This window comes from Mesorhizobium newzealandense (genome assembly GCF_042682145.1).
In the GTDB taxonomy this organism is placed as follows: Bacteria; Pseudomonadota; Alphaproteobacteria; order Rhizobiales; family Rhizobiaceae; genus Mesorhizobium; species Mesorhizobium newzealandense.
Genome location: NZ_JBHUGZ010000012.1, coordinates 630,638 through 640,993 on the forward strand (window position 1 = coordinate 630,638; position 10,356 = coordinate 640,993).

Annotated in this window: 11 protein-coding genes and 1 pseudogene; 8 read left to right on the plus strand and 4 right to left on the minus strand. The window is 60.9% G+C overall.

The window, feature by feature from the left end:
- The first annotated feature begins 291 nt into the window (after positions 1 to 291).
- Together ACFSOZ_RS19495 and rpoN are read left to right on the plus strand one after the other, a co-directional pair.
- Entirely contained in the window at positions 292 to 825 is a 534-nt protein-coding gene (locus ACFSOZ_RS19495) for a peroxiredoxin (protein ID WP_095082048.1), read from the plus strand.
- Positions 826 to 976: 151 nt separating this feature from the next.
- A complete protein-coding gene (gene rpoN / locus ACFSOZ_RS19500) occupies positions 977 to 2,464 on the plus strand; it encodes an RNA polymerase factor sigma-54 (RefSeq protein WP_095082050.1) in 1,488 nt (495 codons plus the stop codon).
- 20 nt (positions 2,465 to 2,484) lie between these two features.
- On the opposite strand, the gene ACFSOZ_RS19505 is transcribed toward rpoN, so the two are convergent.
- The 4 genes from ACFSOZ_RS19505 to ACFSOZ_RS19520 all read right to left on the minus strand — a co-directional run bounded on the left by ACFSOZ_RS19505 (position 2,485) and on the right by ACFSOZ_RS19520 (position 5,367).
- The gene (locus ACFSOZ_RS19505; protein ID WP_378921972.1) at positions 2,485 to 3,075 is read right to left on the minus strand and encodes a nitrogen fixation protein NifQ; all 591 of its coding nucleotides are present in this window, start codon (positions 3,073 to 3,075) and stop codon (positions 2,485 to 2,487) included.
- A gap of 30 nt (positions 3,076 to 3,105) precedes the next feature.
- Positions 3,106 to 3,420 carry a ferredoxin III, nif-specific gene (gene fdxB / locus ACFSOZ_RS19510; RefSeq protein WP_095082054.1) on the minus strand — a complete coding sequence of 105 codons (315 nt, stop codon included), beginning with the start codon at positions 3,418 to 3,420 and terminating at the stop codon, positions 3,106 to 3,108.
- 421 nt (positions 3,421 to 3,841) lie between these two features.
- Positions 3,842 to 4,297, minus strand: a complete 456-nt coding sequence (locus tag ACFSOZ_RS19515; RefSeq protein ID WP_379100465.1) for a TroA family protein — start codon at positions 4,295 to 4,297, stop codon at positions 3,842 to 3,844.
- A 5-nt stretch (positions 4,298 to 4,302) separates the two neighbouring features.
- A complete protein-coding gene (locus ACFSOZ_RS19520; protein WP_095082058.1) occupies positions 4,303 to 5,367 on the minus strand; it encodes a hemin-degrading factor in 1,065 nt (354 codons plus the stop codon).
- Between the two features lie 709 nt (positions 5,368 to 6,076).
- Here ACFSOZ_RS19520 and ACFSOZ_RS19525 point away from each other — a divergent pair.
- The 6 genes and pseudogenes from ACFSOZ_RS19525 to ACFSOZ_RS19550 all read left to right on the plus strand — a co-directional run.
- Positions 6,077 to 6,397: an iron-sulfur cluster assembly accessory protein gene (locus ACFSOZ_RS19525; RefSeq protein WP_095082060.1), complete on the plus strand. Its 321-nt coding sequence runs from the start codon at positions 6,077 to 6,079 to the stop codon at positions 6,395 to 6,397.
- 24 nt (positions 6,398 to 6,421) lie between these two features.
- Positions 6,422 to 6,640, plus strand: coding sequence for a hypothetical protein (locus ACFSOZ_RS19530; RefSeq protein WP_379100467.1), 219 nt, complete (start codon positions 6,422 to 6,424; stop codon positions 6,638 to 6,640).
- Positions 6,637 to 7,836: a cysteine desulfurase NifS gene (gene nifS / locus ACFSOZ_RS19535; RefSeq protein WP_095082066.1), complete on the plus strand. Its 1,200-nt coding sequence runs from the start codon at positions 6,637 to 6,639 to the stop codon at positions 7,834 to 7,836. Before ACFSOZ_RS19530 ends, nifS begins: the two co-directional genes overlap by 4 nt.
- Positions 7,833 to 8,984 (plus strand): annotated as a pseudogene (locus ACFSOZ_RS19540) (homocitrate synthase/isopropylmalate synthase family protein). The gene nifS and the pseudogene ACFSOZ_RS19540 overlap by 4 nt, the downstream one beginning before the upstream one ends.
- A gap of 112 nt (positions 8,985 to 9,096) precedes the next feature.
- Entirely contained in the window at positions 9,097 to 9,477 is a 381-nt protein-coding gene (gene nifW / locus ACFSOZ_RS19545; RefSeq protein WP_095082068.1) for a nitrogenase stabilizing/protective protein NifW, read from the plus strand.
- A gap of 183 nt (positions 9,478 to 9,660) precedes the next feature.
- A partial coding sequence (locus ACFSOZ_RS19550) for an electron transfer flavoprotein subunit beta/FixA family protein (protein WP_379100469.1) occupies positions 9,661 to 10,356 on the plus strand: 696 nt, incomplete at its 3' end.

Genomic DNA, 10,356 nt, shown 5'->3' on the forward strand with positions numbered 1-10,356 from the left:
ACAAGCGCCCCAGGAGATCGTACCGATTCCGGGCCCACATCGGGACGCCGTCCCCTCCAGACATCGATGGTCGGTGGCTACTTTGCACATGAGTGCTTCGAGGCCGACAGGCCAAGGCATGGCGCTCGCCCAATCGCGGTTTGCCAGCCCTGCTCGGCGTGTGAGCGCCGGCGAGACGAATAGCCAACACGCAACCGATAGACCGAATGATCGGCGAGCCAGCCCCAGCCCGGTGTCGCGTCAGCCAACCGAGAAACAATGCGCCACCCTTCAATTAGAGGAGAAACATAGATGACCGTTAAAAAGAAGGTTCCCTTCGTCACCTTTCGCACGCGTGTTCGCGACAAGTCGATCGAGGGGCCAAATCCATACCGCTGGGAAGACAAGACATCCGACGACTATTTCAGCGGCAAGCGCGTCATCCTGTTCTCGCTTCCTGGTGCCTTCACCCCGACCTGCTCGACCTACCAACTGCCCAATTTCGAAGAGCTCTATGACGAGTTTCAGAAGGAGGGGATTAACGCCGTCTACTGCGTCTCCGTCAACGACGCCTTCGTCATGAATGCGTGGGCGAAGTCCTTGGGACTGGAGAAGGTCGAGCTTATCCCGGACGGCAAAGGCGAGTTCACGCGCAAGATGGGTATGCTGGTCGCCAAGGACAATCTGGGCTTCGGCATGCGCTCCTGGCGCTACGCGGCCCTGATCGAGAATGGCGTGGTGGAGAAGTGGTTCGAGGAGGAAGGCTTCTCGGACAACTGCGAGACCGACCCCTATGGCGTCTCGTCCCCGCAGAACGTTCTTGAAACGCTGAAGGCCGCCGCATGAACCTTGTGCATGTCGCCCAAAGTGCGCAGCGGGGACATGCAAAGACACAAGACTCTAAAGCGCCTCGCCTGAGGCCCTCCAGCCGCGATGCGCTTTAGAGGGGTCGACGTTTCAATGCCCAAGGGTTCCCTCGAGAGGATTGGCGCTAACCATGCAACCCACAGCAAGCCTGCTTCAGCGCCAGCAGCAATCCATGGTGGCATCGCCTCAACTCATTGAGTCGATACGCTTGCTGCAACTGGCGCATGCCGAACTGCATCAGTACGTGGAGCGGGAACTCGAGAAGAACCCGCTGTTGGAAACAGCGTCGGACGACGAGGGGCCTGTCGGCGACGCTTCCTCGAATTCGGAGAGGGATCCGCAGGTCGGCGCAGGCGGCAACAACGTCGACGGTCCGATCAGGGCCGGTTCCCCGGATCGGGTCGGGCAACGGAAATCACAGCGCAACACGACGAACGATGCGACGGGAAGTCGCCCTGCCCCCGAGGAATTTGTCGCCCTCACCGAAACCTTGCATGACCATGTCGCTCGTCAGATCGCCCTCACCGCATTTACACCGCAGGAGCGGCTGATTGCTGGCCTGCTTGCAGCTGATCTGGAAGACACTGGCTACCTCCGGGTAGACCTCTCGGATCTGGCCGGCAGCCTAAACATCCGGGAGGCTGATGTGGAACGGGTTCTCGGAACCTTGCAACAGTTTGATCCACCCGGGATTTTTGCGAGAACTCTCAGCGAATGCCTGGAAATACAGTTGCGCCAGCGAGACCGGTTCGACCCCGCGATGGCAGCTTTGGTTGCCAATCTTGACAAGCTTGCGCGACGTGATTTTCAGACCTTGAAGCAGCGTTGCGGCGTTGATGAGGACGACCTGCTCGAGATGTTGCATGAAATCCGTGCGCTCGACCCCAAGCCTGGAAACCGATTCCAATCCGGAGAGCCCCAATCCATCATACCCGACGTCTGGGTCATGCCCTCGCCCGGAGGTGGATGGCATATAGAACTTGATCCAGAGACGCTGCCCAAAGTGTTGATTAATCAGACCTATTTCGCCGAAGTCTCACGCCTGACCGCCAAAGGTTCGAAAGATCAAGCATTTCTCAACGAGTGCCTCGAAAGCGCGAACTGGCTAATCAGAAGCCTCGATCAGCGCGCCAAGACGATCCTGAAGGTTGCGGCTGAAATCGTCCGCCAGCAGGATGGCTTCTTGGAACATGGCGTCGATCACCTGCGGCCTCTCACTCTGAAGACTGTCGCTGACGCGATCAAACTGCATGAGTCGACGGTAAGTCGAGTGACGTCGAACAAATACATGCTTACGCCGCGCGGCGTGTTCGAACTGAAGTATTTTTTTACTGTCCCGATCGCCTCCTCGCAAGGCGGCGACGCGCACTCCGCCGAGGCGGTTCGTCACCGGATCAAGGCGATCATCGCGCTGGAATCGCCCAAAGACGTACTTTCTGACGAGGACATCGTTCTCCGGCTCAAGGAAACCGGTGTCGACGTCGCGCGACGCACAGTCACAAAATATCGCGAAGCGATGAACATCCCCTCCTCCGTGCAGCGGCGGCGGGAAAAGCGCTTATCGCTTAATGGCGATAAACCCTTGCCGCCTCGTACCCATGACGGTAGCGCTCCCTAAACGGAAATCGATCCCGGGCCTTATCCGCGGCTTTCGCCTTCCTCAGCGCCGAAACAATTTTCGAAATCATTGCATTGTCCGCAACTGGGCGCGGTGCACAGCGAAAAGCCTTCGGCCTCGCAGAGCTTGCGGTAAAAGTACTTTTTCCATTTCATGTTTTGGGTGTTTCCGGCCGCCAGCCGCGGAAAATGCGTGGCAAGCAAGCGGCTGAGCTCGGCACGATTGAAAAGGCCAAGGTCTTGCCAGAGATGGTCGTTGCGCATGGCACGCCGTGCGATGATCTTGGCGAAACGGGCGCCCGACGGGTCTCCTGGCCGGGCATGCGCGAGCAAGAGATCGCGCAGAAGTTCTTCCTCCAGGCTCGGCTCGGGGTCGCTCGCCTCTTCCAAGGCGAAAGTGTTGATAGCAGTTGCGGGGAAATCGCGGGCCAGGACATCCTGCAACTCGGCGCGCGAAAGGCCGGTTGCCTCGGTGGCCGTCGTGCCGCCGGCCTCAACCTCCTTGAGCGCCCGCGCGAAGATGCAGGCAAGCACATGCTGGTCGAACCCCGTGCCTATCTCAGCCCACGGCCATTGGCCAGTGCCGCGGCAACCGTGGTGATGGGCAAACATGGTGCCGTTCTCCCAGTCTGTTGCGTCAGATTATGGGGCGACCTGGTCGGCCGCGACATGCGTCTGACAGTTTTTCGGGCAGACGCGAGCGCAGGCGCCGCATCCGATACAGCGGCCGGCATGGTCGACCACCATGATCATGCGATTGAGCTCGCCGTCGAAGTCATCGTCCTCGCCGTCACAGATGCCAAGGATCTCACCCTCGTCATCGACGCCGTAAAGGTGCATGACCTCGCGCGAGCAGACTTTGAAACAGCGGCCGCACCCGATGCAGGTCGTGCCGTCGATAGCGGTCAGATATTGCGGCATCCATCCGGAACCGTCGCGGGTGACGAAAGCGTTCATGGTGAATTCTCCGGCCCAGCGAGTTCTCTTGCAGCTACCGAGCACCCTTCGTGCCAGCGCGGCCGAGTAGTAAGATGAGCGCTGCGTTCCCGCCATATCAACAGCGATGAAGGCCAGGGACGTTTTATGTCGGAATCCCGAACTGGTCTCAATCGGGCTCTGACCCGGTTCAGATATTGCATCGTCTGCAGGCCATCAATCACGCGATCCAGCCGGCCGATGCGCAGGTTGTCATGCACAGACTGGACGATAGGTCCTGCTGCTTCGGGGTTTTGCGCAGCAGATTGCCGTGCTGGCTCTGTCGCGGCGCTGATGCAGCGCTTCAGGCTGCTAGCGCTGGACGCAGGCATCGTCGAGATAGCTGCTGATTTCCGCCTCGTCGTCGCCGGACGACAGCTGCATGATGCCGCCGCAGGCGGTGTCATGCAGCTGCCGGAGGCGGGCAGTTTCCCGGCCTTTCCTTGCCGACGACGTATATCATTCGAGGATACCTTTGTTGCGACCGTCCTCTGGCAGCTTGATCAAAGTATGTACGCCACTTTGCATCGATCGCGTCCTCTCGGCGGCTGCCGTGGACGGCCAGAACGCCGGACCGACTGACGGACGGAGCACCCTCCGCCAACAGCCGTTGCACGTTGCCGACAATGTGCCGCTTCAGTGAAGCGTTCGGGTCGTAGCTGGTCGAATCGCGAGCCACGAGGGGGCGCTCCTCGCCAAGCGCATAGATGATCTCGGTGACAGAGCCGCCGATCGAGGTGATCCGCAGCGGATCGGAAAAGACAGCTGCGCCCTGACTGCGCTCAGCAGGCAACGCGGCGGCCAGCAGGAGGCCGAGCATCAGCGCGAGCAGGGAGCGTAAAGGGAAGGCAACACACATGGTCGTTATCTCACGCTGCTGACGGGGGTTGGGATACGTGGCAGGTTCTCGGCCAGAAACCGCCAGTCACCGCGTTCGCGGTCGCCTTCATAGCGCTGCCCGAAGAACTGGATGATCATTCTGCCGTCGGCGCCATAGGCTTCGAGCGACGTGATATGACCGTCCCTGGTCGGCTTGCGCACGGCCCAGACTTCGCGGATGTGATGGGTTCTCAGATGCAGGTGGAAGGTCGCGTCGAGCACATTGATCCACGGGCCGATCGGCTTGACCGACTTGACCGGACCGGAATGAATCTGAATGCAACCACGATTTCCGACGAAGCACATGATCGGCATCTCGTCTTCGGCCGCGCACTGGAACATGGCGCCAATGGCAGCATTGTCGAGCAGCCAGGCGTATTCCTGGCCGACCATCCGCATCGCCTCGCAGCGGCTGAGCTTCAGCGTCTTCAGCATATCGAAGAACTGATGCACGTCGGTCAGCCGACTCCAGTGGTCGCGTAGATCCTCGACCGTGGCGGCTTGGTCCGGAATCTCAGCATCGTCAGCTTCGCTCGCCTTAGCCGACACGATCGGCTCCTGGTTTGAGGATTCGAGCTGCGCCACCAGCTTCTGATAGGCATAGAGGTTGGAGGCCGGCCTGACGTGCACCTTGTGCACCGCCTTGCCGTCGGCATCGAAGAATTGCAGGCTGCGGTGGATGTCGCCGCCATCGCGCTTTTCGACGGCAAAACCGTGCTCCCACACCTTCGGGAAGATGCGCAGGTTGATCTCATCGCCAAGCACCATGGCATGGTGGTTGCCGGTTACCACCTTGTCGTAGATGCCGATCTTCTCGTGCACGGCGCTTTCATTGCGGGTCTGCGCCATCACCTCGCCAACCGCTTCGAGGCCGGTCAACAGGTCGTTGACGCGCGGCTCGATGCGAACCGCGTCGAAACCACAATCGGCTGCAACCAGTTCGGCTTCCGAAATCCCCAATTGGGCGGCGAGATCGGGCTCGCGGATTTTCGGACTGTCTTTGCGTGCACGCCGGATTTGCTCGGGCGAGGGCTTCTCGCGCTGCTCCATGTCCTATCCCCTGCTTCCATAGACGTTTTGATCATCGATGCCCTGCCGGCTGATCTGCAGCCGACGGGGCGCGCCTTGATGCTCGACCCGGTCTCGTGCTCGCCGAGAACAGAGTGTTGCTGGAGAGCCGTCCGGCACCCCTCGAAACGCGCGCGCGTACCAACTGAACTGCGGACGATGGCCGACAGGCACATGCCGGTCCCATCTCACTTCAGTCGACGGCCACTAGCCGGTGGTGAGCGATTGTGGATGCCGACGCCAATTGGCCGATCAGGGGTTCGGATTCTACGGACGGTGCTGCATTCCCATTGAAGGCGGAGCTGGTTCGGACCTGACATGTTGCTTTCCTTCCTGGCATCGATCACGAGGCTACCCAAGAGATGAATATCCGTCGACCAGTCTTGGGCCTCGCCGAAAGGGCAGATTCAAAAGTCGTGCCAATTGCGCGGAAGCAGGCGCAGGACGGATCTTCGGCATGCTCGTCAATGGCTTACGTGCAAGCGCAGCCGGATCTGAAGCCGAACATCGCTGTGTGCCTTACTCGACACACCTGACGGGGACCTGTCGGTTACCCGACGTCGTCCCAACGATGGCACGCGAGATTCACGGCAGAGTCAGGGATATCGCACTGTTTGAAGCGGTTTTTTCCTTTGGCACGGTCCATGCATGATGATCCGCAGTACGTCACGGACTGAGGAGAGATCGAACCATGATTACGCTCACCGACAACGCCGTTGCCGCCGTCAAGGCCGCACTTTCCCGCGCCAGCGAGCCGGTTGAAGGCTTTCGCATCATGGTCCAGGCCGGCGGTTGCGCCGGCTTCCAATACCTGATGGGCCTGGAGAGCGTTGAGCGCGAAGGCGATGCCATTATAACGGCGGATGGGGTCAAGGTGTTCGTGGACGTAGGCTCCCAACCCCACGTCGCCGGTATGACCGTCGACTTCGTTACGGAGATCGAATCCTCCGGTTTTGTCTTCGATAATCCCAACGCGCGGGACAAGTGTGGCTGCGGCAAGTCCTTCGGCTGATCGCCCCAGAGAAGGAAAAGAGGCATGTTGGACTATAGCGACAAGGTCAAGGGATGCTTTTTCGTCCCGAAGAATGCCGGCATTCTGGAAACAGCCACTGCACTGTGTAAGGTCAAAGCCATTTACAAACTGACGGGCAGCGGCGGCCGGTTCGCCGTCAGCATCAACCACGTGTGCCAGAAGCTCAATGCGACGTGGCTCGCGCTTCGCATCATTCCGATCGACTGTGGATCGTGCGCATGAGGACTGTCTATCTCGACAACAACGCAACGACGCGGGTCGACCCTGATGTCGTTCGAACGATGCTGCCGTTCTTTTCGGAGCAATTTGGCAACCCTTCGTCGATGCACAGTCTTGGCGCCTCGGTCGGTGCAGCGGTTGGAAAGGCGCGTCGGCAGGTACAAGCGCTGATCGGCGCGGAGTTCGACGATGAGGTCATCTTCACCTCTGGCGGGACGGAAAGCGACAATGCCGCGATTCTTTCGGCGCTCGAAGTGATGCCCAATCGAGCAGAGATCGTGACTTCTGCCGTCGAGCATCCGGCCGTGCTGACGCTGTGTGCACACCTTGAGAGGACGCGCGGCGTCAAGGTGCACACAATCCCCGTGGATCGCCGTGGCCGGCTCGACCTGGACGCCTACAGGGTCGCCCTCACGCCAAAAGTCGCAATCGTCTCGATCATGTGGGCGAACAATGAGACTGGTACGATCTTTCCAGTGGCCGAGCTTGCCGACTTGGCCAAGGAAGTCGGCGCCCTTTTCCATACCGATGCCGTGCAGACGGTGGGCAGACTCCCGATAGAGCTGAAATCGACGGCAGTCGACATGCTGTCGCTCTCCGGCCACAAGCTGTATGGGCCGAAAGGGATCGGCGCGCTTTATGTAAGGCGCGGCGTGGCCTTCTGCTCATTGATCAAGGGGGGGCACCAAGAGCGCGACCGGCGCGCGGGCACCGAGAACACGCCGGGCATCGTCGGGCTGGGGATGGCGGCCGAACTTGCCTTGAAATTCATGGAGGACGAGGCTACGCGGGTAAAGTCGCTCCGCGACCGCCTCGAGGACGGGATCCTCCAGCATATCCCAAACAGCTTCGTCGCTGGCGATTCGCTTGAGCGGTTGCCGAACACCGCTAACATTGCCTTCCAAGATATCGAAGGCGATGCAATCCCACTTCTTCTCGGCCGCCTCGGCATCGCCTGTTCCTCCGGCTCTGCCTGCACCTCTGGATCGCTGGAGCCGAGCCATGTCTTGCGGGCGATGAAAATGCCATACGCAACAGTCCGCTTCTCCTTCGGGCGCCAGAATGGCGAAGCGGACGTCGATCGGGTGCTCGAGGTCGTGCCCGCAATCGTGGAAAGGCTGCGTGGGCCCGGCAGGCGAAGCGCTGAAGACCGTCAATCCGGTCTATGCCTGGGCAGCACGAGAACCGGCAGCTCATGAACCGTCGGATCTTTCTCAGCGATACGACATTGCGCGATGGTGAGCAGGCACCCGGCGTCGCCTTCACGACAGGCGGAAAAGCTGGAGCTTGCCGATTCTCTCGCCGCAGCCGGCGTCCCAGAAATCGAGATCGGCACGCCCGTCATGGGCGCCGACGAGATCGAAGCAATTCGCGCCGCGGTTGCGCGGAGTCTCCCGGTTCGGCTAACGGCATGGTGCCGGATAACGTCGCAGGATCTCGATGCAGCGATCGAGAGCGGCGTCTCCGCCATCGATCTGTCGCTGCCTGCATCGGACATCCAACTCGCCACAAAGCTAGGTCTCGATCATGCAGGAGCGCTTCAGGTCATCGAGTATATGGTCGGACGCGCAGCCGCCGGCGGTTTCTTCGTCGCCGTGGGCTGCGAGGATGCCTCGCGGGCCGATCGGGATCATCTCGCTCGCGTTGTCGAAACAGCCGCGCGCGCCGGCGCCAGCCGTGTCAGGCTGGCCGACACAGTCGGCGTTCTCGATCCGTTTTCGATTTTCGAACTGTCGCCCAGGTCGCGGCGCAGTCTCCTATCGATATAGAATTTCATGGGCACAACGATCTCGGCCTCGCTGCCGCCAACACGCTGGCCGCGATACGCGCCGGCGCGCGCCATGCCTCCGTCACCGTTCTCGGGCTCGGCGAGCGCGTCGGCAATGCCGCGCTGGAAGAGGTGGCTACCGCGATGGCGGTCCTCGGCGGCCCAGACACGGGCCTAGAGCTGGCCGCATTGCCCGCCTTGGCGGCCCAGGTGACGCAGGTCGCCCGGCGGACGACAGCAGCCATCAAGCCGGTTGTCGGCGCCGATGTTTTCACTCACGAATCCGGCATTCACGTCGCCGGGATGCTGAAGGACCCGCGTACCTATCAGGGACTGGATCCGGCTCTCGTGGGCCGCTGCCGGCGTATCGTCATCGGTAAGCATTCCGGCGCCACCGCGATTGCTCATGTGCTGGGCGAAAGCGGCCGCGATCTCGACCCGGATCTGGCAGCCGCGATGGTTGCCCGTGTCCGCCGCATGGCAGCCGAGATCAAATCGACCGTCACCGCAGCTCAACTGGTCGAGCCCTACGATAGACTGCGCAGCGAGACGGCTGGCCGAAGCCTTGCATTCCACTGAGGCGGACGATGTCGTTTTTCCTCGCCATCCGTTCCGCCAGGATAGCAGCCGCGGCTTGTGGCGCAAAAAGCCGCTCCGCCATCGCACACAATTTCCGACCTTGGAGAATGCAATGAGTTGTTCCGCTGACGGCCGTCCCTTCGATCTCACGGATATCCTCGCGCGGCTGAAAGGCCTGTCGGCTGCGGAGGAGTTCTTCGCCATCCTTGGCGTTTCCTATGACCCCAAGGTGCTCAATGTCTCGCGGCTCCATATCATGAGGCGGATGGGCCAATACCTTGCGAGCGAAGATCTCTCCGAACTGCCCGACTCGGTGATCGCTGCGCGGGTCCGCGGCACGCTGGAGCGCGCCTACCAGGACTTCGCGATTTCCTCGCCGCTCACGCACAGGGTGTTCAAGGTGCTCAAAGACCACGATCCGGACAAACCTGCTACGCCGGGCCGCACCTTCGTCCCGTTCGAGTCCATGCTGAAACGGTTCGGGAAGGAATGAGCGCGACACGGATGCGACGCAACAATGTCGCCAAGTCGACAAATGGGGGTCATCACGACGAAGCCTTCAGAAGCAACCAACCGAATTTCCGGCAAGAGCGGCGCGCAAATGATTGGCATGAATGATGCGCGAAGGAGACGACCGCAAAGCCCGCATCCGGACAGGAGCCTAGAGAAACCGCCAATGCACATCGTAATCTGCATCAAGCAGGTGCCGGACTCGGCACAGATACGCGTCCATCCGGTGACGAATACGATCATGCGTCAGGGTGTGCCGACCATCATCAACCCATACGACCTGTTCGCCCTCGAAGAAGCGCTCAGGCTACGCGACGCTTATGGCGGCGAGGTCACAGTGCTCAGTATGGGTCCGCCAATGGCAGAGAACGCGCTGCGCAAGGCGCTCAGTTATGGGGCCGACCGCGCGGTGCTCTTGACCGACCGCTATTTTGCCGGCTCCGACACGTTGGCGACCTCCTTCGCTCTTTCCCAAGCAATCGCCAAGGTTGGCGAGACGTTCGGCACGCCAGACATCGTCTTCACCGGCAAGCAGACGATCGATGGTGACACCGCCCAGGTCGGACCCGGCATCGCCAAGCGCCTCGGTCTCTTGCAACTCACCTATGTCGCGAAGATCGCCTCCATTGATCTCGCTGCGCGCGAGATCAATGTCGAGCGCCGCTGCGAAGGCGGCATGCAGTTGCTTAAGAGCAGACTTCCTTGCCTTGTCGCCATGCTGGAAGGCACCAACGAGATCCGCCGGGGTTCGCTTCAGGACGCCCTGTGCGCAGCGCGCAGCCAAGTCGTGAAGTGGAGTGCGGCCGAGGCCGGCATTGAGGACCTCACCAGATGCGGCCTGCGCGGCTCGCCGACGGTCGTC

Bases quoted from the DNA above. Each gene is read 5' to 3' on its own strand.
- ACFSOZ_RS19520 (WP_095082058.1), bottom strand. From the start codon at position 5,367: ATGGAGCAGCGCGAGAAGCCCTCGCCCGAGCAAATCCGGCGTGCACGC.
- fdxB (WP_095082054.1), bottom strand. From the start codon at position 3,420: ATGAACGCTTTCGTCACCCGCGACGGTTCCGGATGGATGCCGCAATAT.
- ACFSOZ_RS19515 (WP_379100465.1), bottom strand. From the start codon at position 4,297: ATGTGTGTTGCCTTCCCTTTACGCTCCCTGCTCGCGCTGATGCTCGGC.
- nifW (WP_095082068.1), top strand. From the start codon at position 9,097: ATGAGTTGTTCCGCTGACGGCCGTCCCTTCGATCTCACGGATATCCTC.
- nifS (WP_095082066.1), top strand. From the start codon at position 6,637: ATGAGGACTGTCTATCTCGACAACAACGCAACGACGCGGGTCGACCCT.
- ACFSOZ_RS19525 (WP_095082060.1), top strand. From the start codon at position 6,077: ATGATTACGCTCACCGACAACGCCGTTGCCGCCGTCAAGGCCGCACTT.
- rpoN (WP_095082050.1), top strand. From the start codon at position 977: ATGCAACCCACAGCAAGCCTGCTTCAGCGCCAGCAGCAATCCATGGTG.
- ACFSOZ_RS19505 (WP_378921972.1), bottom strand. From the start codon at position 3,075: ATGTTTGCCCATCACCACGGTTGCCGCGGCACTGGCCAATGGCCGTGG.
- ACFSOZ_RS19530 (WP_379100467.1), top strand. From the start codon at position 6,422: ATGTTGGACTATAGCGACAAGGTCAAGGGATGCTTTTTCGTCCCGAAG.
- ACFSOZ_RS19495 (WP_095082048.1), top strand. From the start codon at position 292: ATGACCGTTAAAAAGAAGGTTCCCTTCGTCACCTTTCGCACGCGTGTT.